Genomic DNA, 24,244 nt, shown 5'->3' with positions numbered 1-24,244 from the left:
ATCATGCCCTAACCAGTTCGTTTGCAAGTTTTTTAGCCTTAGAAAAATCAGTCTTCCCAGAGCCTAGTTTAGGTATAGAAATAACTTTAAAATAATTAGTTGGTTTATAAAGATTCTCTATCCCTGAATGTCTTACAATCTCTTTCAAATCATTTGGCTCCAAATCTTCTAGAGTATATAGCAAGTTAATAATCTCGCCTCTTTTAGTATCTGATGTAGCCACTGCTAAAACCTCAAAATCAATTTTATGAGAATCATACTCCTTTTCTCTCAAAGTATCATAAACCTTTTGCTCTAAAAGTCCTAAACTCACCATTTCACCAGCGACTTTTGCAAATCTAGAATATCTATCTACTACCGTTAAATAACCTTCGCCATCAATTTTGCCTTTATCTCCAGTTATGTACCACTTATAACCACATTTTTCTATCATTACCTCATTCGTCTTTTCAGGATCATTAAGATAGTAGTCCATCTTATTAACTCCACGGTATATAATCATACCCTCAACACCAATAGGTAGTTCTTCATGAGAATCTGGATGAATAATTTTGAACTGACCTCCAGGAACTGTTAAGCCTACAGTACCTATTTTATTTGGCGACTTAGTTGGTCTATTAACCGCAGCAACTGGCGAAAGTTCTGTTGTCCCATAACCTTCATTAATAACCTTATCAAACTTATCTTCAAACATTGTACGAACTTCTTTAGAAAGTTTTTCAGCACCCGTAACAATAAGTCTAAGAGTTTCAAAATCTTCTTTTTTGACTGCTTTATTTTTGGTATAAATTCTTAAAAATGTCGGTGTTGCACACAACACTGTAGTCTTATTTTTCTTGATTAAATTAGCAACTCCTTTAGCATCTGTTGGATCAGGATGACAAGCTATATACCCCCCCTGAAATAAAGATACTAAAGATATAGTAAGACCAAAAGCATGGAATATTGGTAAAATTCCGGCCACAGAATCATTCTCTTGACACTCAATAACATTCGTACTTTGATAAACATTCGCAAGAAGATTTTTATGCTTGATAGCAATACCTTTAGGCACCCCTTCACTACCACTACTAAATATTATAAAAGCTAAGTCATCAAGCTTAGTTGGTTTAAGATATTTCTTGACCAACCATGACACAGGTAAAATTTTGATTTGTAAAAATGTTTTTATTGATTCAGCTTTAGTTATTTTTGCCTTGATATCCTCTAAATAGACAATTTTGCACATCGAAAAAATATCTTCAACAAAAAAACCCTTGTGAGTCAGCTTCTCGACAAATGCTCTAGAAGTAATTATTGTTTTAATTCCTGCATTATTAATAGCATGTCTTAATGCTTCTTCTGAAGCCGTATAATTTAGATTAACTATTGCCTTTGCGCTCACCATCAAGGCTAATATTGCCAAATATCCACCAGCACTAGTAGGCAAACAAACACCAACATTATCTTCTTGCTTAGTGATTTCTTGAAGCTTTTTAGACATCAATACTGCGCCAGTTGCAAACTTATAACCATCTAAAGCAACACCTGTGGTATCAGTTAATACAAAATTCTTTTTAGCATTTAACATTTGCCTAAACCAAATTTCAGCAGGAGCTTTTAGCAAAGTTAAGTACCCTTCCCACGCCCTCACAGAAAGATCATCCATCTCCTCATTCAAACTTTTTAAATTTTTAAGTTTAGTAATATCGAAAAATACTTGCCTATCTAGATTCTTACGATCTGAAAAATATGGCATTTCAGGCCCACACGCAAATAACAAAAATCTATTATCATTTTGCTCAACCTGAGAGATGTAACTTTTATCTACCACAAGTATATTTTGATGATTCCAAAAACTAATATCATCAATATAATTTATACCAGTATCAATTACAGCTTTTTCAAGACCTTTGATTCTATTATCAAAACTTCCCAGTACCGTGATGGATTCATCCTTTAAATATTCTTTTAATGCTAACAGTGTAATTATAGAGGTATCATTAGCAATAATTATTGAACCATTTACAAAACTCTTAAAGTCAATTTCTTTATTGCAGTCATAGATATAAGATTGATTTAATTTTTTATGTATAGCAGATTTAAGCTGTTTTAGGCGCATTTTTATACCAGTATTAATTGTAATAATAAGCTTATAGATAACCTATTATGTTATCATATAGTAACCTTAATTTTTATAGTAATATTAAATTTATGCCTGAACTTCCTGAAGTAGAGACTGTCAAAAGAGGTTTAACCAAAAATATTATTAGCAAAAAGATTAAAAGTGTACAAATAAATACTGATAAGCTTCGCTATCCCATAGATAAAGCTCAACTTCTATCACTAAAAAACAAAGTTATAAAGGATATTCAAAGAAGAGGTAAGCATCTAATTATTATTCTAGAAGATAACTTACAGTTAATTATTCATCTAGGTATGTCAGGTGTCGTTAAAATTGTAAATACTTCTGAATACAACAAGATAAAACATGACCATATTATTTTAGAATTATCTAACAACTTAAATCTAGTTTATAATGACCCGCGTAAATTTGGATACTGGCTAGTCAATACTAATAAGATGCCACTAGAACACAAAGTTTTAGCCTCTCATGGAGTTGAGCCTTTAACATATGATTTCAATGCTGAATATTTGATATCTAAATTAAATAAAACCTCTAGAAAGATCAAACAAACTATCATGGATAATAGCATAGTTGTTGGCGTAGGAAACATATATGCTAGTGAAGCATTATTTGATAGTAATATCTTACCCACAAGAGCTTCTAACACCATCACAAAAAAAGAAGCTGAGAGGCTTGTAACTTCAATTAAGAAAATACTTGATAAAGCAATTGCAGAAGGTGGCACAACACTCAAGGACTATAAAAATACAGAAGGTAAACCTGGCTATTTCACTCAACAACTCAATGTTTATGGTAGAGCTAATCAAAACTGTCACATTTGTAGTACTAAAATTGAAAGCTTGGTGATAGCACAAAGGAACACATTCTTTTGTAAAAAGTGTCAGAAATAAAACTATATATTTAGAAAGTACTTATGCACTGAATAATCTTCAGTCAATTCAGGATGAAAACTACTTACTAAAATAGTATCCTGCCTAACTAGTACAGGCGAATTATCAATTTTTATAGTTTTAAATTTGCTGTAGATAAATTAATTTTTTGTTAAGATTTAAAAAAATGTAGAAGCAAAAGAAGAGTTAGAATTAAACATCCAAATTAACAACATTAAGCGCGTTAGACTCAATAAAATTCCTACGAGGCTCAACTTCATCACCCATAAGAGTAGTAAATAAAGCATCAGCTTCAACAGCATCTTTAATTGATACTTGAAGTAGGACTCTATTATCAGGATCCATAGTTGTCTCCCAAAGCTGACCAGGGTTCATTTCTCCTAAACCTTTGTAGCGCTGTACATCATTACCGCGTCTTGCTTCTTTAAGTAACCAATCAATTGCTGACTCAAAGTCATCAACATATTCTTTTTTAGCACCCCTTTCTACATAAGCACCTTTGAAAGAAATATCAGATAACACATCACCATAAGTAACAAGATCTTCATAATCTTTAGTAGTAAAGAAACTATTTTTAACAATATAGTCAGTATCATAACCATTTATATAATGATTAACGCCATAAGAAATAGTTTCTTGACCATCCTCATCTACATCTTTAGTTTCTATAAGTTTAAATCTTTCGTAAGATAGTGCTTTTTGATTACACTTCTCAACAATAGTTTCCCACCATTGCTTGATATCAGCACTTTCATCTACATACTTAGCACCATATGCCATCACTCTGAGTAATTTTTCAGGATATGTTTTTGCATACTTCTTAATTACTTTCTCTGACTTCTGATAAAGCTCATAATAATTAGTTAAAACTTGACCAGAAATAGCATCACCTCCTTCAAGGAAAATAGTTGCACCCTCAAGACCAATGTTTCCAAGATACACTGCTAAAGCATCTTCATCTTTTAGATATGTTTCTTGCTTACCTTTTTTAACCTTATATAAAGGTGGTTGTGCAATATATAAATACCCTCTCTCAACAAGTTCAGGCATTTGTCTATAAAAGAATGTTAAAAGAAGAGTTCTAATATGAGATCCATCAACATCGGCATCCGTCATCAAAATAATTTTATGATATCTAGTTTTATCAGGATTATAGTCTTCTGCACCAATACCACAACCTAGTGCTTTGATAAGAGTAGCAACCTCTTGAGAACCAAGCATTTTGTCGAAACGAGCTTTCTCTACATTCAAAATCTTACCTTTTAGAGGTAGAATTGCTTGAGTTTTACGATCACGAGCCTGTTTAGCTGAACCTCCTGCAGAATCTCCCTCCACTAGATAGATTTCAGATAACGAAGGATCCTTTTCTTGGCAATCAGCTAACTTACCTGGAAGACCTGCGATATCCAAAGCTCCTTTACGACGAGTCATATCACGAGCTTTACGAGCTGCTTCACGAGCTTTTGCAGAGTCTAAAATCTTCTCACATACTATTTTAGCCTCTTTAGGGTTCTCTAAAAGAAACTCTTGTAACTTCTCATTTACTAATGATTCAACAGCAGATTTAACATCTGACGATACTAGTTTATCCTTTGTTTGAGAAGAAAATTTAGGATCTGGAACTTTTACAGATAATACAGCAGCTAAACCTTCTCGTGTATCCTCACCTGTAAGTGTAACTTTAAGCTTTTTATTTAAACCTTCCGACTCAATATATGTATTCATAGTACGAGTAACAGCAGCCTTTAAACCTGATAAATGAGTACCGCCATCGCGTTGAGGAATATTGTTTGTAAAACAGAAAATAGACTCTTTGTAAGAATCATTCCACTGTAATGCAAGCTCAACCTGAATATCATCTTTGATACCATTTACAGCAATAACATTCTCATGAATTGGTTTCTTACTATTATTCAAATATTTTACAAAGGCTATAATACCACCATCATACTTGAATATTTCTGATCTATTATTGATTCTATCGATAAGCTCAATTTTTACACCTGAATTTAGAAAAGATAATTCACGAATTCTTTTCATCAGAATATCATAATCAAAATCAACAAAAGAAAATGTATCTTTACTAGGCTTGAAAGTGATAACAGTACCTTTTTTATCGGTAGCTCCAACTTCTTTAAGTGGAAATTGTGGAACACCATGAACATACTCTTGATAATGCTCGATACCACTACGATATATTGTAAGTTTTAGCTGTTCTGATAAAGCGTTAACTACAGAGACACCCACACCATGTAAACCACCAGAAACCTTATATGAGTTGTCATCAAACTTACCACCAGCGTGAAGTACAGTCAAAATTACTTCTGCAGCTGAACGACCTTCTTCTTTATGAATATCTGTTGGAATACCACGTCCGTTATCTGACACAGATACCGAGCCATCTTTATTTATGATAACTTTAATATCATCACAATGACCAGCCAAAGCTTCATCGATAGCATTATCAACAACCTCAAATACCATATGATGCAAACCACTACCATCATCTGTATCACCAATGTACATTCCTGGTCTTTTTCTAACTGCATCTAAGCCTTTGAGTACTTTAATACTCGATGAATCATAAGCTTTATTTTCAGACATTAACAAGCTCCAATATATATTTATATTTAAAATCTACAATCACGTGATATTATAACACAAATAAACATTTATATTAATTTAGATCAGTAACCTTGTAATAATCATTCAGGGGTTTTCATTTAATATAGAAATGCTAATATAATCTTATACTTTAGATATAAAGCAATTTTTAGAGCCTTGAAAAAGAAAAATATTTTAGTAGTAGTATTGTTAATTGTTGTAATTGCTTCTAGTTTCCTGATCGGAAAGAAATCAGGAATACAAAAAGCAGAGTCAATTCACCAAAGTGAACTTAGAATACTAGAACAAAGTAAACTATCTCAAACACCTGAAAACAGCTTGAATTGTCGCCCTAAGGTCAGTTCAAAAAGAAATAATTATGTTATTGGTTATGGAAGTTTGATGAATAAAGATTCTCGGCAAATAACTGTCCCTGAAGCAACTTATGCGGCACCTGTAATCGTTAGCGGTTTTGAAAGATTATGGGCATCACGTGGTGATAAATCTCATGCTACATTTTTATTGGCTGTGCCAAATAAAGGCTATGTAATGAATGCAATATATTACCAAGCTAACGCATCTGATATTTCGGCAACAGATTTAAGAGAAGCATCATACTGTCGCGTAAAAATACCACACAAAGACATTGTTCCACTAGGTATCAAAAGCTTACCCAAAGGCGACTATTGGATGTATGTTAAAGACTTCAAAGATGCTGAATTTCCGAATAAAGACTACCCTATTTTGCAAACTTATGCTGATGTTTTTATGACAGGATGTTTACAAACTCAAGCAGAATTTAATCTAACAGAATTCGGTAAACTTTGTTTTACAACAACTTATGGTTGGGATTTAGCCAACTGGCTATATGATAGATCAAATCCCCAATACAGTAGATACTCAAAAGACACAGAAAAATATCGTACGCAAATAGATAGTATCATTCATCGCTTAACTTTTGATGATGATCCATTATAATTACCCATAATTTAATTTCTTGCTACACAGTTAAATGAAAATTACTGACAGAAAAATATGTATTGCACCAATGCTAGATTGGACGGATAAGCACTATCGCTATATGATGCGTCTAATAACAAAGCATACTATGCTATATACAGAGATGATTACCTTGAATGCCATAATACATGGTAATAAGGATTTTTTATTAAAATATAATCCTGAAGAAAATCCTGTTACATTGCAGCTTGGAGGATGTGTCCCAGAAGATTTTATAACATGTGGCAAACTTGCACAAAATCTTGGCTATAATGAAATTAATATAAATGTAGGTTGTCCTAGTGAGAGAGTTAAAAAAGGTAATTTTGGCTTATCTCTAATGGCAGAGCCTGAGCTTGTAGCAGATTGTGTCAAAGCTATGAAGGATAATTTAGATATACCTATTTCTGTAAAATGTCGTATTGGCTATGATTATAATGACAGTTATGAAGAACTTTATAACTTCGTCAACAAACAAGTACAAGCTGGTGTTGATTATCTTTGTATTCATGCTCGCAAAGGTTGGCTTAGTGGTCTATCTCCCAAAGAAAATAGAACCATTCCTGAGCTAAAATATAATATTGTTTATAATATTAAAAAAGATTTCCCAAATCTTGAACTAGGCATCAATGGTGGAGTCACAACCATAGAAGATACCCAAGAACACTTAAAGTATGTAGATAGTGTAATGATTGGTCGCGAGGCTTATCATAACCCTATGTTATTTAATGATTTTGATAATTTGTTTTATAATCAGTCGATCAATGACATATCTCCACTTGAAGTAGCTTATGAAATGGCTGAATACATAAAAATCCAGCTAAGTAATGATCCCAATATGAAACTTAACAATATAACAAAACACACATTAAACTTATTTAATGGTTTGCCTAATGCTAAGGTTTTCCGTCGCTATTTAAGTGAAAATGCAACTAAAAAAGATGCTAGCGTAGATACTTTCTTGAAAGCTCTAGAAGTATTTGAATAATATTACGATCTCTACTTCATACTTTTAAGCTGTGTTTGAATTTTTGATGCTGACCATTTTGCAGCCTCTTGATAATCATCTGTTATAGAATTTGTTTGTTTGTCAGAAATCACATATATTTTATCCGTATTACTCTCAAGCTGCTCAGCACTCATATTTGCTAAATCAGTAGGAAGGACTATAAATGCGTGAGGCCCATGAAATCCTATTAATTTACCAAGCTTTCTTGTTTCAAGCTCTTCAGTAGCAGCCTTCTGCTTAAGACTATTATCATCAACTTTGATTCCAAGTCGTTTAGCAGCATGCTCGACATCTTCATTTGTCAAACGACCACTATTCTCACGCTGTGAGAAAACTGCCTTATTGTATGCTAAAAACAATTCTGATCCACCTTGAAGATATGCTTCATTAGCAACTAACGTCGCATAATTTGCAACTTTAGCATCTCTTTTTAATGAAGGATATGCCTTAAAGATAAATTCTGTATCTGGATTTTCTTTAATTAGTTTATTCATTTCTTTTGATATTTGCGCACACTTGCCACATGCATAATCAAAGAATACAACTACTGCTTTTTTAGCATTCTTTGGACCGACTCTAGGAGTTGATTTATCATCCAATAGACTACTCATTACCACAGGAATTGCTATCACTTCTGCATACGATCTAGTATCTTCACTTTTTGTCGATAGCACATCATCTACAGAGGTGGTTGGCTTAGGCCCAACTTGTTGATTAGCACAACTAGATAACATTAAACCTAAGATACTTAATATAAATATAATAAACCTTCTCAAAACCGTTCTCCTTTTTATGAGTAAAATGCAGTACTAAACCTATAATACCTAAGCATTTATTGTAACATCATAATAAAAAATAAAACTATAAATAAATATTCTAACAAAGAGTAGTATATAAATATGCAAGCATCATATGAGTAATTATATTAAATAAATCCTAATAGAAAGTTGACTATAAAAAATTTATCAATTAATTTTGATTCCAAACTGAGAAGCTATATTTTGAACATCCTTTTTATTAATTTTTTTAATGTCATTCGCATTTAAATCTTGAATAGACTTACCATTAATCTTGGTGTTGTTAATAATTTGTTGCGCTTTCTTATCTAAGCCTGCCTGCTTAGCAACTTGACTAGCAACATTTTTGACTGTATCGACATTCAATAGATTCTTCAAAGAAGAGGCATCAACACTAAAGTCAAGTTTATTCAAATCACCAGTAATAACACCATTTAATGTTAAGCTAGGAATTTTCTGAGTAAACTGGTTAAAGCTAACACTTACAATATCAAATTTTAGCTGCAGAGGTATATTGAACACTATATTTCTTACTCCACTAAACTGCCAAGTTCCTTGACCAGATATTGTTAAGCTATTAGCATCTATATTAACCCCTTGAATATTCAAGCCCTTAATTGCTTTACCTGCTACATTCTGCAAATTGAACTTGACAGTATTATCAACATTTAGCTTATTTGAAACAACTACGTTAACATCAACATCACTATTACTCACAGATTTAACATTAATTACTGTTGGCTGACCCAATAACACGGGATTTGTTGATATGTTAGTTATATTAGCATCATAGGTAGTACCTGCATTTTGATAACCTTTTATATCAATGTTTTGAATTACAAAACTAGGATACTTATCACGAAGCATTTCATTTTTTACATTCGCGTAGCCATATACTTTAGCTTGTTGCTTTGGTGTAACTGATCCTGCCTGTTTAGCACCAGTTGTATCATCCTCACTACTAGAACTAAAGTTTGATAAGAACTCTGCTGCTTGCTTAATACCATTAGCAACTTCTTTAGCCTGTTTCGCATTAGCTTCTAACTTTTGAAGATCTACCTGTTGTAAATTTTGACTTGCCTTACCAATACTTTCTATAGCTTTCTTCTTGAATTCTTCTGAGTTTATACTAGCACCATCTTTAGATGTTGCTTTAGTATTGATATATAAGCTAGCTTTCTTTGCTCTTTGTTTATCCAAAGATACTCCAGTAACTATCACATTTTTTAGCGTCAATTGTCTAGTAAGTAAATTTGAAATATTTAGACTTGCTTTCACATTTTCAGCATAGAATCTATCCTTATCAAGATTTTTTGGATCTGCTACGCCTAAACCTTTAATATCAAGACTTGCATTTGTAAAATCTAAACTTAAAGATTGATAATCTACCGTTGCTCCATTTGCTTTAGTCAACTGTTGCTTAATGATATTTGATACCATTGATGTTTCTAAAAGCTTAGGAGAATATATCAAAGCTGTAATAATTAAAGCCACAAGAACAATTCCTGTTAATCTAAATGGCTGTCTAAATTTGCGATTTTGCATTTCAACCCAGTCAACTTTTGCAATATTCTTACCCAAGAAAATCCAGCTAGCTACCTTAACAAAAAAATTCTTGGTAATTTTGTTATATAGTTCAGTACCTGATTGGATAGACGACATTTTTGCAATTATCTTTTTGTATATCTTGGCAATAATAAGGCCAAATATAACACCTAAGATTATTGCTAAAACAAATCCTCCTGCGACAAGATAGTAATCAAATCCTGCATAGGCTAAGACTGGCGTATTAACCATAGCCTTGAAAATCGGTTGTGTAAAACCATCTAGCAAAAACTGTCCGAATGAGAAACTAACTACCTCAAGTACGAATGAAAGCGCCTTTGCGATAATAGCGATAAATACAAACACACCAATATTTATCCTAAAAATTATCACCAATGTTATTACTGCTACAAAGAGTAATGGTGAGTATGAGACTCCTGGAATAAAACCAAACACAAACGCTAATATTGATGTAATTAACAATTGTGTAGGCGTGAGTTTAGAAAAAATAGTCGATTTAATCTTATTAAATATGTAATCAAACATTCCCAATCACCTTATTTTATTTTTAAATTTACCAAATAATATTACTATAATTGCATTTTATTAACGACTTTTTTAGGACTAATCTTTCAGCATTAGAGAGTTTTAGTAAATTATATTTATCTTTAAAAAAATGTAACAACACCATAAATGAAATACTTATAACTATAAAATTATGATATTGAATACTCCATTACATGCTATACCTAAAGAGTTTTCATATATCCAATTCTTTAAGTTTAAATTCTGTTTTTTATTAGAAAAAATAGCGTAAATGAGTTATTATTTGAGATGTTATTTAACAAAAATTTTCGTCAAACGATCAAATAAGGAAGAAAATCAATGAACTTACATGAATATCAAGCTAAAGATCTTTTAGAAAGCTATGGTCTAAAAGTTCAAAAAGGTATCGTAGCTCATAACCCAAATGAAGCTGCTCAAGCATTTGACCAACTTGGTGGTAAATTTGCTGTGGTTAAAGCTCAGGTACATGCTGGTGGTCGTGGTAAAGCTGGTGGTGTAAAAGTTGTTAAATCATCTCAAGAAGCTCGTGAAGTAGCAGAAAGCCTAATCGGTACAAATCTTGTTACTTTCCAAACTGATGCTGAAGGTCAGCCAGTTAATTCTGTAGGTGTATTTGAAGATGTATACCCTGTTACTCGTGAGTTATACCTTGGTGCGGTAGTTGATAGATCTAGCCGTAAAGTAACATTCATGGCTTCAACTGAAGGTGGTGTAGATATTGAAGAAGTAGCTCACAACACTCCAGAGAAAATCCTTAAAGTAGAAGTAGATCCATTAGTTGGTCTTCAACCTTTCCAAGCTCGTGAAGTGGCTTTCAAACTTGGTCTTGAAGGTAAGCAAATTAATGATTTCGTTAAAACTATGCTAGGTGCTTACAAAGCATTTGTTGAGTGTGATTTTGCATTATTTGAAATCAACCCTCTTGCAGTTAGAGAAAATGGCGAAATCGTTTGTGTTGATGGTAAAATCAATCTTGATTCAAATGCTCTTTACAGACACCCTAAATTATTAGCTCTTAGAGACAAATCTCAAGAAAATGCTAAAGAACTTAAGGCTTCTGAGCATGAGCTAAACTATGTAGCTCTTGAAGGTAACATCGGTTGTATGGTAAACGGTGCTGGTCTAGCAATGGCTACTATGGATATTATCCAATTATACGGTGGTAAGCCTGCTAACTTCCTAGATGTAGGTGGTGGTGCTACTAAAGAAAGAGTAATCGAAGCTTTCAAACTAATCCTAGATGATGAAAATGTAAAAGCTGTTTTAATTAACATCTTCGGTGGTATCGTACGTTGTGATATGATCGCTGAAGCAATTATCGAAGCTGTTAAAGAAGTAAACGTAACTGTACCAGTAGTTGTTCGTCTAGAAGGTAACAATGCAGAAAAAGGCGCTAAGATATTAGCTGATTCAGGTTTAACACTAATACCTGCTGATGGTTTAGCTGATGCTGCTGATAAAGTTGTGAAATCACTAGGTTAATAAATTAAAACAGTTAAAAGGATATTAAATAATGAGCGTATTAGTTGATAAAAATACAAAAGTTTTAGTACAAGGTTTTACTGGTAAAAACGGTACTTTCCATTCAGAGCAAGCTATTGCTTATGGTACAAATATCGTAGGTGGTGTGACTCCTGGTAAAGGTGGTACTACTCACTTAGATAGACCAGTTTTTAACACAATGGCTGAAGCTGTTGCAGCTACTGGTGCAGATGCATCTGTAATCTATGTACCAGCTCCATTTGTAAAAGATTCTGCTATCGAAGCAATCGATTCTGGTGTTAAGTTAGTTGTAATCATTACTGAAGGTGTTCCTACTCTAGATATGTTAGTAGTTAAAGAATACTTAAAAGGTAAAGATGTACAAGTAGTTGGTCCTAACTGTCCAGGTGTAATCACTCCAGGTCAATGTAAGATTGGTATTATGCCTGGCCATATTCACCAACCTGGTAAAGTTGGTATCATTTCTCGTTCTGGTACTCTAACTTATGAAGCAGTTGCTCAAACTACTAAGTTAGGCTTTGGTCAATCTACTTGTATCGGTATAGGTGGAGATCCAATCCCAGGTATGAACCAAATCGAAGCTCTTAAACTTTTAGAAAATGATCCTCAAACTGAAGCTATCATCTTAATCGGTGAAATTGGTGGTACAGCTGAAGAAGAAGCTGCTGAGTACATTAAACATAATGTAACTAAGCCAGTTATCGGATATATCGCCGGTGTTACAGCTCCTCCAGGAAAGCGTATGGGTCATGCTGGTGCGATCATCTCTGGTGGTAAAGGTACAGCTGAAGAAAAATTCGCTGCATTTGAAGCTGCTGGTATTGCTTATACTAGATCACCTGCTGAATTAGGTTCTAAACTTAAAGAAGTTACTGGTTGGTAATTTTTATTTTCTAAATATTTTTTCTTCACTTGTATTTCAGTTTTATAATTTCCAAAAATCTAATTTAAAGTGATAACATAGTTTCATATAAGCTATTAACTTACTAGTGAAATTATGTTTAAGAAAATAATTTTATTTTTTAGTCTTACGATACTACTCCTAACTACCAGCATAGGGTATTGTTCATCAGAGAATAGAAACATAAGTCCTGTAACACCAGAAACATTAAAAAATGAAAATCATAAACAAAACAAAGAATGTGGCACACTGTCTACTATCCTTATGACGCCTATCTCAGCAGTAGGTATAGGAGTAGGAACTATTTTAATGGTACCTGTAGGCTTATTGGGAGGAATGGCTGGCGGAGCTATGATGTCCCCGATGATGTTTGATAGTGGTGGCTTAAGTAAAAATTCATTTATACAGCCATTTCAAATAGGTGGAGCTGTTATTTTAGGTGCAGTGTTAGGTGCCGGAGTAGGAGCTGTTGAACTACCATCAATTACAGCATCTAGCCTAACACAGAAAGCAAAAGATAATTGCAATCTCATATAAATACCTAAATCACTTTAATAGAGATTTACTATGATAACATCATAAATCAGTTTCAAATATTCTGTAATCCTTAGAATTACTAAACTTATATTGAATAGAAAAGCGAGAAATAATATGGCAATAATCGAAAAAAATGGTACAAAAATTTTTTATAGTGTTGTTGGTCAAGGATCTCCTCTTGTTATGCTACCTGGATTAACAGGTGATCAAACAATGTGGGGAAGTATAGTTTTAGAATTACAAAAACATTATCAGGTTATTCTAATTGATAATCGCGGAGCTGGTAGAAGTCAAGTTACTCAAGCACCTTTTAGCATCTCAGATATGGCAAATGATGTCATGAGTGTAATTGAAGAATTAACACTAAAAAAAGCTTCTATATTAGGACACTCAATGGGAGGCTACTTAGCTCAAGAATTTGCAATGCAATATCCTGAAAAACTTGATAAATTAATTTTAATGAGCACTCGCTGTAAAGCATCTCCCTTATCAACAATCCAAAGCGAAATAGCATTCCATCTAATAGACAGTAAAATTGACCCTATTGTATTAATTAAAAACTCAATGACATGGTGCTTTGGTGAAACCTTTATGTCAAACGAGAAAAATGTCACCGACTATATTGAGCGCTCTTTAAATCGACAATATCCTACACATTTAGAAGGATTTAAGCATCAAGTACTAGCTATTAACTCCTTTGAAAACAATAGCCTAGAGAAAATACAAGCCCCAACACTAATTATTAGTGGAGAAGAAGATCGAATAGCCCCTATTCCTTATAGTGATTATATGAAAAAACATATCCAAAATTCACAACAAGTAATTCTAAAAAATGTGGGGCATATGCCACATATCGAAGATTGTGATCAAGTTGTTCAACATATAAATGAATTCTTAAATCCTATTTGATTATTTTTATAACTAGCAGATCTTAAAAATCTTCCTTAGCTTCTCTAGAGAGATTGTATTACCTATAAATATTAAAAAATATAAGATGTTATAATAACAAACCATAGATAAAACTAACTTATAAAATCATGCCATCTCCATATAAAAAAACTATTATAATAACCGGTGCAAATAGAGGTATAGGTCTTGGTTTCGTCAAATACTATTTAGCAAAAAACTTTAATGTAATCGCAACTTGCCGTGATCCAGCTAAAGCAAATGACCTAAAAGAACTTTCTAAGAAATATCAAAATCTTATTATAGAAAAACTTGATGTTAGTAGCCCTACAGACCAAGAGCAATTACTTCAGAAATATAAAAGTATAGTTATTGATATATTAATAAACAATGCCGGTATTTATCCTGAAGATCATAAAAAAATAAGCATATCTAATACAGATCCTAGTTGGATAAACAATGCTTTTCAAACAAACTGTTTAGGGGCTTTTTATCTTATTCATAATTTCAAAGATAATCTGCTAAAATCTGATAATCCAATAGTTATCAATATGGCTAGCCAAGCAGGATCTATTAGTCAAACGAAAGCTGGTTTTGGTTATTCATACAGAATATCTAAGGCAGCTCTTAATATGTTAACAAAAACATTTGCTGCTGAATGCCCAGAGATAATTACTATAAGTCTTCGACCTGGCTGGGTTAAAACTAAGATGGGTGGAGATAACGCTACTATAGAAATTAGTGATAGCATTCAAGCAATGACTAATCTTATTGAAAATCTCCGTCATACAGATTCTGGAAAATTTTTAGATGCTCAAGGAAATATTGAGCAATGGTAAAACCTCCTGAAATACTTCTAAATCAACCTTGTTATATTTTAGAATCACTTAAATAGTTGCAAGTTTTATGAATTAAGCTTATAGAGTAGTTTATAAAACTTAAACATATTGCTATTCTTTATCCTAATTATTACTACAACTATAAATAAAATGTCTCTACAAACTATTAAAAAACTATCTATTATTTGCATTATTGGGGCTTTAGTAATGTGGGTTTTATACCCTTTTATTTACTCTATACTTTTTGCAGGACTTTTAGCAATAATACTTGCTCCTCTTCAAGAGTACTTAGAGCAACATATTGGTAAACATAGAAGTAGTTTCCTACTAGTTATGGGGATTCTTCTGTGTATTTTTATTCCTATATTAATTGTTTTATACTATGCTATTTCAGAGATTGTTTCATACTTACAACATCCAGAAACACTTTCTCAAACTTTTACTAAGCTTGGTGATTCTATAGGTAAAATTCCTTACATAGGAAGCATCCTTCAAGAACATTTTGACAAACTAATAAAGGCAATTAACGATGATAGTGACACTATAATCTCTAATTTAGGTCAAATATTACCTAAAGTTAGATACGTAGGCTCAACGTCTATAAGCTTTATAACAGATTTTTTAATTACACTTCTACTGGTATATCAATTCCTAGTTAGTAGCTCTACTCTAGAGAAATTTGCAAAAAAAATAGTACTTAAAGACTTTGATGATAGTGATAGTTTCATATCTACAGCAATTATTACAACTCGTAGAGTAAGTTTAGCAATTTTTCTAACCGCATCACTTGTTGGTACTGTTATGGCTATGACATTCTTATTTACAGATATGCCAACACCAATTTTACTTGCATTTACCGTAGCTATAGCATCTATGATTCCATTTATGGTTGGCATTGTTTATATACTTATCGGAGCTAGTGTATTTATAGTATATGGCGCTACTAAAGCTATTATTATATTAGTGGTTGGTTTTGCTCTAAATATTTTTACTGATAATATTATGCAACCGAAAATCATTAATAAACAAGTTGAGCTTAGTTTCGCTGCTTCATTAATAGGTATACTAGGAGGAATCCAAGCTTTTGGTTTTATCGGAATATTTCTTGGACCTGTAATATTTAATGTTACATTTGTAGGTATAGAAAAACTTATGAAAAATAGTAAGTAATATTATTTTTAAAGTGCTGGAAAAGCATCAAAACTATGAGCTGATGCTAAATTTTCATCCCAATTAGCTTTACTAGCCATAAATATATTAGCTGTCGGCTTAATATCTACTTTATCATCTAGACTACCTGCAGGCACTACTACTAAATTAAATTCTGATTGCTCAAAAGGTAATGCCGAACCACATTCACTACAAAAACTTTTTGTATGATGTGATCCAGGTAGTTTATATTTTTTGATTAACTCTTGACCAGATTGCCAATTTAATTTTGCATTTGATGAAAACAAATTAGCGGCATGAGCTGAACCAGTATCTTTACGACAATGCTCACAATGACACAAAAAGAAACTTTCAAAATTACCATTAATTTCAAATTGAACAGAATTACATAGGCATGAACCTTTGAATGACATATTTACCTCGATTAGATTATTAATTTATATAAGAGCGAAAATTATATTCCATCTATATTAGATATCAATAGCGACTAAGGCTTTTTAGCTATTAAAAGTAAATTTAGCAATAGCTTATTAATGATTTATATTTAGTATTTAGTTAAAATGAATTTACCCTCTATTTTAATAAAATCAAAAATGGAACCTCTTAAACATCCTCGAGGACTCAAATTTTTATTCTTTGCTGAAATGTGGGAACGTTTTAGCTTCTATGGACTATCAGCTATCTTAATCTTATATATGACTCAGAGACTAAACTTCACAGATGCTAATGCAGCTTTAGTCTTTGGTAGTTATGTTACATTCCTATATATCACTACAGCAATTGGTGGAATCTTAGCAGATAGAATCATTGGTTATAGACGTTGTGTTTTAATCGGTGGAGTATCTATAATGACTGGACATATAATTATGGCATTATCTGGATCTAGTAATACAGCATTATTTTTAGGGTTAGGTTGTATTTCTGCCGGCACAGGTTTCTTTAAGTCCAATGTCTCTACAATGGTTGGTAGACTTTATGATGATAGAGAGTCTCTACGAAATAGTGGTTTTGCTTATTTTTATACAGGTATTAACTTTGGATCTGTTCTAGCTACCTTTATAGTTGGTTTTGTCGGTGAGAAAATTGGTTGGCATTATGGTTTTAGTTTAGCCGCTTTTGGAATGGCTCTGGGTCTAATATGTTTTGAACTTGGTAAAAAATATTTTCCAAAAAGCTGTGATGAACCAAACTATGAAGTTATGCAAAGAAAACTTTTCTTAGGTTTAAACGTTTGGCAAGTGATTATCTTATTTGTGATATTTTCAGCATGCATTTTTGCTTATTTAATAGCTCACCCTACTCAATCAATGATAATTATTTCATTATCTGGAATTGTTCTGTTGATTTATCTAATATCTCTTTGGAAATCTCTTGGAAGCAGTCAAAAGACTAATATTGCAATTCTTCTAATATTATCTATTTTTATGCTTTTCTATTGGTCATTGAGTAACCAAACTTCTATCAGTATTCCTCTATTTATCAAGCATAATATTGAACTTAATATCTTAGGTTTTAATATGCCTGTTACTACAGTTATGGCAACACAACTAACCTTATTAGTTATAATTACCCCTTTCTTTGGTGTTTTATGGCAAAAACTAAGTCAAAAAAACAAAGAGCCCTCTGATGAATTAAAATTTGTATTTAGTTTAGTATTTCTCGCATTATGTTTCCTATTCTTAAGCATAGCTGGATCTATAGCAGCTCAAACTGGACATGCTAATGTAATATGGCTACTACTGTGTTACTTAATGCTTGTTTTTGGTGAGCTGTGCATTTCACCAGTTGGTTTAGCCTTGGTTACTCGCTTAGCTCCTGAGCATCTAAAATCAACAATGATGGGAGTATGGTGGACAATTAGTGCTTATGCTGGATTCTTTGGTGGTGTAATTAGCTCACACATTGCAGTTGGTAAAAATACCCCTGCAAGTAGCTTTGCTTCAGGATATTTTAAACTTTTTATTGCAGCAACTATCATGGCTGTTATATTATTGGCATTAACCCCAATATTAAAAAAACTTACTAAGACAAAGGTATAAAAATGATTTTAATTGCAAATGATGAGGGTCGTGGTGGCGTACCTGAAGCCTTTAAACGTCTTCAAAGCAAAGAAAATGGTCTACGAGCTATTATCGAAGGTATCAAACTTGTTGAGAATGATACAACAATAACTACTGTAGGTAGAGGATCATGGCCTGATATATTAGGTAATGTAACACTAGATGCTTCTGTAATGGATGGAGATGATCTACGTACAGGATCTGTTGGAGCTCTAAAAGGATATGCTAACGCGGTAGAGGTAGCATACCAAGTAATGGAGAGACTTGATCATGAACTATTAGTTGGTGAGGGAGCAAATCGTTTTGCTAATGAAATAGATGCTCTAAAAGTTGATAACTTAACACCTGAAATTAAAAAACAATGGCAAAAACATTTAAATAAACATCTTTCAGCTGAACAAAAAAAGAACTTCCCAAACATCCCTCTTATAGGTGTAAGTAAATTTGCTGTTGACCCTGAGAAGGTTTTTGATACTACTGTATATCTATCAAAGGATCATAAAAATACTATCTCATCTGCTACAAGCACTTCTGGTTGGGCTTGGCGCTATCCTGGTAGATTAGGTGATAGTCCAATTATTGGCGCTGGCTCATATGCTGACTCTCGATATGGAGCTTGTGCTTGTACACATACTGGCGAGATGGCAATTCGTTGTAGTACTGCTAGATCTGTAGTTTTATATATGAAAATGGGAATGTCTGTAAAAGATGCTGTGTTAGAAGCTGCTAAGGACTTGCGCCATCTTAAAACTGGATACTTAGATGAGCTAACAATTCATGCAATTGATAATCAAGATAACTATTATGTTGCAAGTTTCAAAGGTAGCGAACCAGTCTTTTATTGGGTTTGGACTGATGATATGGAAGAACCAATTAAAAAACAAGCTGAATTAATATCGTAGTTATTTACTTTTCTTAATACATCTATTTAAAATAGATATATTCAAATAAAATGCTCTTGTAAATGACAAAATTACTTTTATCAGTTTTTACTATATTAATATCGCTTAGTATTTCATTCTCAGCAGAAAAAGATTATATGGGGATGTCAAAGGATCAAGTTAAAAACTCCATTCAAACAATGAAAATTTATGATGCTTCATTGACATACCCATATCCAACATGGTTTAGCACAGGTCTAATTGGAGATGTCTATAGAAGTCAAAAAGGGATTAGTTTTTTATATGAACAAATACCTACAGGACAGAGTTTTGATGATTGGAAAGAAATATATACCATATCAGGATTATATGACAAGGAAAATAAGCTTAGTATATCTCAATATGCTAACTATGTTCTATCTGGGTTTGTAAAGTCATGTGGTAAAAATGTTAAAATTCTAAATACTGCAAAGACAGAATCTTCAAGTATGTCAATTTTGCTATGTGGATCTTTATCAAATAAAAATATAAAAGCCTATAATAACAATCCTGGTGAGGTAGCTATTTTTAAATTTATTAAATTCAAAAATACTATAATACAAATTGGTCAAGAATGGAAAACTAAATCATTTGATGCTACTAGTATTAATCAAGCAGATTTTTTAGAAAACACCTACAAATACGTTAACAGTAAGGAGGCATTTTCAACCGCGTTCAAAGAGATTCATAAAAATGTTAGTGTTACTCAAGCTATTTCAAAACCATATTAACTTTAAGAACCTATAACTCTATACCCAAACCAATCAGGTTTTAAATCATATTTTTCATCACTTGGACTTAGATGAATATATTTACCACCTACGGAACTAATCTCTAAACAATCATCAACTTCCATAAGATTATCTTTATGCTGATGTAATGAGTTTTTTAGCAAAGACTTCTTAGCTTTTTCTTTTGCCCCTGTTTTATCTGCAGCAACAAATAATGCAAACTCATGTAGCTCATTTAGTTTAGATTCATCATAACCACCAAGATTGACAAAATATAATTTTTTATCAAAGTTTTGAGGTTTATCTTCTATAGATATCTTATAACCATCTGCTCCTTTAACAGCTTTATAACTATCTAGATGCAACCCTTTAATAGTTCCAAACCAATTTTTTCTAAGTTGTTCATAAGTATCTTCGATAGTATCTCCGATTACAAACTGTATATCATGTAACTCTATATTTGCTTTTGGTGCACTCCCACCAAGATAAACTATAAATAATTGACTCATTAAATTCTTCCTATGTTTTGTAATTTTAGTTATTAATAATCATTATGTTTAGGATTTATCTTTGATGTAAGAATATGATCTTGCCACTTCCCAGCTATCTTAAGATAAGATTTTGCAATTCCTTCTTTTTCAAATCCAAGTTTTGTTAATAGTTCTGCACTTCGGCTATTTGATGGTAAATAGTTTGCCATAATCCTATGTAAATTTAATCCCTCAAATACATAATCAATAGCTACTTCTAAAGCTTCTTTCATAAGTCCCATGCCCTGATATTTTTCTGCTATAGAATACCCAAGATTACATGCTTGAAATGGCCCATATATAATATTTGTGAAGTTACAAACACCTATGACAACATTCCTATTTTCATCAAAAATAGTAAATCTCAAAGCCGAACTAGTTTTAAAATCTTGCTGATTTTGATCTAAGGTTTTAGAAAAGTTTTGTAATGTAAAAAAGCTATCTTTCCTTATTGGTTCCCATGGTGCTAGATGTTCTTTATTTTCAACATAATAATCTAATATTAATTGAGCATCTTTTGAATCTGAAATTTCAAGAATTGTCCTATTTGTTACCAATTTCATAATCACTGATGAACTTTTATACTTTAGATATTTAAGTATAACACCTAACTAAATATAATATATATCATGATAATTTGCTTGTTCTCAACAAATGACAACCCTAGAAATCTGTATAGATAACCATCAATCAATTGTTAATGCTCAAAAAGCTAGTGCTGATAGATTAGAACTATGTTCTGCACTTGGAGTTGAAGGACTTACTCCCTCTCCTAGCTTAGTTAAGTTTGCCAAAGATAATTTCACAGGTTCGCTTCAAGCTATGATCCGTCATCGTGCAGGTGATTTTTATTATGATGAAATAGATCAGCAAATTATGCTCGATGATCTAAAAACAATGCTTGAACTAAATGTAGATGGAGTTGTAATTGGTGCTTTAACTAAAGAAAACAAGATTAATAAAAAATTCTTAGAACCATTTATTGAACTTACAAAAAAAGCTGGCAAAGAACTAACTTTTCATAGAGCAATTGATTTAACAACAGATATATACACAGCTACGCAAGAAATCATCAATCTAGGCTTTGATAGGATTCTAACATCAGGAACAGCTACTAATGTAATAACTGGTTTAGAAATTATAAAATCACTACAAGAAAAGTTTGGGAGACAAATCCAAATCATGCCCGGTGGTGGAATTAACTCAAATAATGTAAAAGAAATACTCGAAACTACAAAAATAACAAATATTCACTGCTCTGCTTCTAAAAAAATTTTGCGAGATACTGACTCTATAGCATTCCCAGCTTCCGCCTTAGAAATTAAAATTAGTCAGATTGATGAGATTACTAATATAAAGTCACAAACAATTAACTTTTAGATAACTTAATAACTCTATATTTCAGAACAAATATCAATATAACACCAAATACTGATGCTATTATTCCTGATATAATGCTACTTGAGTAAGATAAACCATATGCTATAGGCAGCCCTCCTAAAAAAGCACCTAAAGCATTTGCTATATTAAATCCAGCCTGACTCATAGCTGAACCAAGCATCTCTGCTCCTTTAAAAACTCTTATTAACAGTGTTTGAATTGAAGGAGCTAAACCAAATGCAAAAAAACCAACAAGAAAACTTATAACAATAGAAATAACCTTATAATCCACAAATAAATAAGCTAATAATAAAGCTAATACCAATCCAATTAAACTAATAACTGTTGCACCTAGTGCTCCTTTTTTATCTGTTAATTTGCCACCATAAATATTGCCACAAAACATCCCTAATCCAACAAGAAACAATACATACGGAATAGTATTTTCTGATATATGAGTAATATTTGTCATTATTGGTGAAATATAGCTAAACCAAGCAAATAAACCAGCAAAACCAAATGATACAACTCCAAATGCTAACCATGTATTTAACCTCATTAGCGCTTTTATATTTGAAGATTCATTATCTTCATGAAGCTCTTCGTTATTTAGATTAACGTGAGGTATCCACATCACAGTAGTAATTACTGTAATCACTCCTATAAGACCCACAATAATAAATGCCATCTGCCAACTTGTTACTAGTGATAAATGTGTTGCTAAAGGTACCCCAAATAGATTGGCAATTGTTAATCCCATAAACATTAATGCTATTGCTTGAGATTCTTTACCTTTATTAGCAACTTTCATAGCAACAATGGCACCAACACCAAAAAATGCACCATGAGGTAAACCTGATAGAAACCTAGTAATCAACAAAAAATCATAATTAGTTGCAAAAATAGATAAACTATTAAAAATAGCTAGCATAATACTTAATGCTATCAACAAAAATCTCGGACTAAATTTTTTTGAGAAAAGTACGAGAGCTGGAGCACCTACTACAACACCCACAGCATATATGCTAATTGAATGTCCAGCTTCAGAAATACTAATATTAAAATACTCCGATACTTGAGGCAAAATCCCCATCATCACAAACTCTGTAATGCCTATTGTCAATGCTCCTAACATTAATGGAATCAAACTTTTTTTCATAATACGTACCTATAATATTTATTTGAACTAATATCTTCTCAAAAAAATATGAGTTGCTCTCATTATACTTTTTATATTTTTGATGATAATATCATAATTTATAAAAAGACTTTTTATTAAAGCTAAAAAATGGAAATGTTACACGAGCTACGACTTTTTATAGCTGTAGTTGATCATGGAAATCTTTCTGCAGCTGGAAGGCAATTTCATTTATCTCCAGCTAGTATAAGCAACAAAATAAATTCTTTAGAAGAGTATTATCAAACAAGATTACTGATTAGAACAACAAGAAAAGTTGAGATTACAAAAGCAGGAGAAGAATTATATAAATCTGCAACTAAAGTATTAGAACAACTAGACTGTATAAAAGAAGATATTCAAAATAAAAAAGATAATATTGAAGGGCTTATCAAAATAACTATGCCTTTTGATCTAGGTGAACAATTCATATTGCCAATATTAGAAAAATTTAGTCAAAATAATCCTAAGATCAAATATGATATTTTCCTTACTGACGATGTTGTTTCATATAATCAATTTCCTTTTGATATTGCTATTAGACATGGTAATTTACCTAATAGTAACTTTATCGCAAAAACATTAACCAAAGATTATAGAGTATTATGTGCAAGTCCTGAATATTTAAAAAAAGCAAATATATCTAATATTAATGATATAAATATATTATCCAAATGTAATTTCATAACTCTTAAAATAAATTCTTCAACTATTACAAACTGGTACTTAGTTGATTCTAACAACAAACATAAAATTAATATTAATCCATCTTGTATCGTTAATAATGGTTATATAAGTCGAAAGATGTGCATAGGAGGCTATGGAGTAGCTTCTAAATCATTATTAGATGTAAAAAAAGATTATGAATTAGGCAAACTTATACATATATTGCCAGATTATAAAGTCATTCTTAACCCTAATGATAAGCCTGAAAATATGATAAGTATTTTATATCCTTCTAAACAATTTCAAGCTTATAGAATAAGAATGTTAAATGAGTTTATAATAGATAACTTCCCGAAACTCAAAAGTTAGAAACATTACTCAAACT

General features: G+C 32.0%; 22 protein-coding genes and 1 pseudogene. 14 read left to right on the top strand and 9 right to left on the bottom strand.

From position 1 onward, the window contains the following. Position 1 precedes the first annotated feature (1 nt). Positions 2-2,101 (bottom strand): iglABCD operon regulator MigR, encoded by a 2,100-nt coding sequence (migR, locus tag ACKTR7_RS08195; RefSeq protein ID WP_407877845.1) that lies wholly within the window; start codon positions 2,099-2,101, stop codon positions 2-4. A gap of 92 nt (positions 2,102-2,193) precedes the next feature. Between migR and mutM the strand changes: the two genes are divergently transcribed. Further along, positions 2,194-3,018, top strand: coding sequence for a bifunctional DNA-formamidopyrimidine glycosylase/DNA-(apurinic or apyrimidinic site) lyase (mutM, locus tag ACKTR7_RS08190; RefSeq protein ID WP_407877869.1), 825 nt, complete (start codon positions 2,194-2,196; stop codon positions 3,016-3,018). Positions 3,019-3,020: 2 nt separating this feature from the next. On the opposite strand, the pseudogene ACKTR7_RS08185 reads toward mutM, so the two are convergent. Further along, positions 3,021-3,131 (bottom strand): annotated as a pseudogene (locus ACKTR7_RS08185) (pyridoxal 5'-phosphate synthase glutaminase subunit PdxT); the annotation flags it as partial. 79 nt (positions 3,132-3,210) lie between these two features. After that, complete coding sequence (gyrB, locus tag ACKTR7_RS08180) at positions 3,211-5,622, bottom strand: DNA topoisomerase (ATP-hydrolyzing) subunit B (RefSeq protein ID WP_407877844.1); 2,412 nt, start codon at positions 5,620-5,622, stop codon at positions 3,211-3,213. Between the two features lie 177 nt (positions 5,623-5,799). Between gyrB and chaC the strand changes: the two genes are divergently transcribed. Together chaC and dusA are read left to right on the top strand one after the other, a co-directional pair. Further along, entirely contained in the window at positions 5,800-6,600 is an 801-nt protein-coding gene (gene chaC / locus ACKTR7_RS08175; RefSeq protein ID WP_014715135.1) for a gamma-glutamylcyclotransferase ChaC, read from the top strand. Between the two features lie 34 nt (positions 6,601-6,634). Then, positions 6,635-7,609: a tRNA dihydrouridine(20/20a) synthase DusA gene (dusA, locus tag ACKTR7_RS08170; protein WP_407877843.1), complete on the top strand. Its 975-nt coding sequence runs from the start codon at positions 6,635-6,637 to the stop codon at positions 7,607-7,609. Between the two features lie 11 nt (positions 7,610-7,620). On the opposite strand, the gene ACKTR7_RS08165 is transcribed toward dusA, so the two are convergent. Continuing rightward, positions 7,621-8,406 (bottom strand): thioredoxin domain-containing protein, encoded by a 786-nt coding sequence (locus ACKTR7_RS08165; RefSeq protein WP_407877842.1) that lies wholly within the window; start codon positions 8,404-8,406, stop codon positions 7,621-7,623. Positions 8,407-8,595: 189 nt separating this feature from the next. Continuing rightward, positions 8,596-10,518: a TIGR03546 family protein gene (locus ACKTR7_RS08160; RefSeq protein ID WP_407877841.1), complete on the bottom strand. Its 1,923-nt coding sequence runs from the start codon at positions 10,516-10,518 to the stop codon at positions 8,596-8,598. Between the two features lie 339 nt (positions 10,519-10,857). Between ACKTR7_RS08160 and sucC the strand changes: the two genes are divergently transcribed. The 6 genes from sucC (at position 10,858) to ACKTR7_RS08130 (ending at position 16,395) form a co-directional block, all read left to right on the top strand. Beyond that, the gene (sucC, locus tag ACKTR7_RS08155) at positions 10,858-12,021 is read left to right on the top strand and encodes an ADP-forming succinate--CoA ligase subunit beta (RefSeq protein WP_004288146.1); all 1,164 of its coding nucleotides are present in this window, start codon (positions 10,858-10,860) and stop codon (positions 12,019-12,021) included. 31 nt (positions 12,022-12,052) lie between these two features. Continuing rightward, entirely contained in the window at positions 12,053-12,925 is an 873-nt protein-coding gene (gene sucD, locus ACKTR7_RS08150) for a succinate--CoA ligase subunit alpha (protein WP_035735287.1), read from the top strand. 114 nt (positions 12,926-13,039) lie between these two features. After that, positions 13,040-13,480 (top strand): hypothetical protein, encoded by a 441-nt coding sequence (locus ACKTR7_RS08145; protein ID WP_407877840.1) that lies wholly within the window; start codon positions 13,040-13,042, stop codon positions 13,478-13,480. A 114-nt stretch (positions 13,481-13,594) separates the two neighbouring features. Beyond that, positions 13,595-14,389, top strand: a complete 795-nt coding sequence (locus ACKTR7_RS08140) for an alpha/beta fold hydrolase (RefSeq protein WP_407877839.1) — start codon at positions 13,595-13,597, stop codon at positions 14,387-14,389. 128 nt (positions 14,390-14,517) lie between these two features. Continuing rightward, on the top strand, positions 14,518-15,225 hold the full coding sequence (locus tag ACKTR7_RS08135) for an SDR family oxidoreductase (protein WP_407877838.1): 708 nt from the start codon (positions 14,518-14,520) through the stop codon (positions 15,223-15,225). A gap of 150 nt (positions 15,226-15,375) precedes the next feature. Then, positions 15,376-16,395: an AI-2E family transporter gene (locus ACKTR7_RS08130; protein WP_407877837.1), complete on the top strand. Its 1,020-nt coding sequence runs from the start codon at positions 15,376-15,378 to the stop codon at positions 16,393-16,395. 8 nt (positions 16,396-16,403) lie between these two features. On the opposite strand, the gene ACKTR7_RS08125 is transcribed toward ACKTR7_RS08130, so the two are convergent. Further along, entirely contained in the window at positions 16,404-16,808 is a 405-nt protein-coding gene (locus tag ACKTR7_RS08125) for a GFA family protein (protein WP_407877836.1), read from the bottom strand. Positions 16,809-16,988: 180 nt separating this feature from the next. On the opposite strand from ACKTR7_RS08125, the gene ACKTR7_RS08120 reads away from it, so the two are divergent. The 3 genes from ACKTR7_RS08120 (at position 16,989) to ACKTR7_RS08110 (ending at position 20,106) form a co-directional block, all read left to right on the top strand. After that, on the top strand, positions 16,989-18,434 hold the full coding sequence (locus tag ACKTR7_RS08120) for a peptide MFS transporter (protein ID WP_407877868.1): 1,446 nt from the start codon (positions 16,989-16,991) through the stop codon (positions 18,432-18,434). 2 nt (positions 18,435-18,436) lie between these two features. Then, positions 18,437-19,357 (top strand): N(4)-(beta-N-acetylglucosaminyl)-L-asparaginase, encoded by a 921-nt coding sequence (locus ACKTR7_RS08115; RefSeq protein WP_407877835.1) that lies wholly within the window; start codon positions 18,437-18,439, stop codon positions 19,355-19,357. A gap of 62 nt (positions 19,358-19,419) precedes the next feature. Further along, complete coding sequence (locus ACKTR7_RS08110; protein ID WP_407877834.1) at positions 19,420-20,106, top strand: hypothetical protein; 687 nt, start codon at positions 19,420-19,422, stop codon at positions 20,104-20,106. Between the two features lie 2 nt (positions 20,107-20,108). Here the strand turns inward: ACKTR7_RS08110 and ACKTR7_RS08105 are convergent, their stop codons facing one another. Together ACKTR7_RS08105 and rimJ are read right to left on the bottom strand one after the other, a co-directional pair. Next, positions 20,109-20,615: a DUF1543 domain-containing protein gene (locus ACKTR7_RS08105; RefSeq protein WP_407877833.1), complete on the bottom strand. Its 507-nt coding sequence runs from the start codon at positions 20,613-20,615 to the stop codon at positions 20,109-20,111. Positions 20,616-20,647: 32 nt separating this feature from the next. Then, positions 20,648-21,238 (bottom strand): ribosomal protein S5-alanine N-acetyltransferase, encoded by a 591-nt coding sequence (gene rimJ / locus ACKTR7_RS08100; protein WP_407877867.1) that lies wholly within the window; start codon positions 21,236-21,238, stop codon positions 20,648-20,650. 52 nt (positions 21,239-21,290) lie between these two features. Between rimJ and ACKTR7_RS08095 the strand changes: the two genes are divergently transcribed. After that, a complete protein-coding gene (locus ACKTR7_RS08095; RefSeq protein ID WP_407877832.1) occupies positions 21,291-22,016 on the top strand; it encodes a copper homeostasis protein CutC in 726 nt (241 codons plus the stop codon). On the opposite strand, the gene ACKTR7_RS08090 is transcribed toward ACKTR7_RS08095, so the two are convergent. After that, positions 22,006-23,175 carry an MFS transporter gene (locus ACKTR7_RS08090; RefSeq protein WP_407877831.1) on the bottom strand — a complete coding sequence of 390 codons (1,170 nt, stop codon included), beginning with the start codon at positions 23,173-23,175 and terminating at the stop codon, positions 22,006-22,008. The two genes, ACKTR7_RS08095 and ACKTR7_RS08090, sit on opposite strands and share 11 nt — an antisense overlap. Positions 23,176-23,304: 129 nt before the next feature. Here ACKTR7_RS08090 and ACKTR7_RS08085 point away from each other — a divergent pair, with 129 nt between their 5' ends. Beyond that, positions 23,305-24,228 carry a LysR substrate-binding domain-containing protein gene (locus tag ACKTR7_RS08085; RefSeq protein ID WP_407877830.1) on the top strand — a complete coding sequence of 308 codons (924 nt, stop codon included), beginning with the start codon at positions 23,305-23,307 and terminating at the stop codon, positions 24,226-24,228. Positions 24,229-24,244: the final 16 nt, after the last annotated feature.

The organism is Francisella sciaenopsi (genome assembly GCF_045862875.1).
Classification (GTDB): Bacteria; Pseudomonadota; Gammaproteobacteria; order Francisellales; family Francisellaceae; genus Francisella; species Francisella sciaenopsi.
The sequence above is the reverse complement of the archived record's forward strand: the minus strand, read 5'-3'. Positions and strand labels throughout refer to the sequence as shown.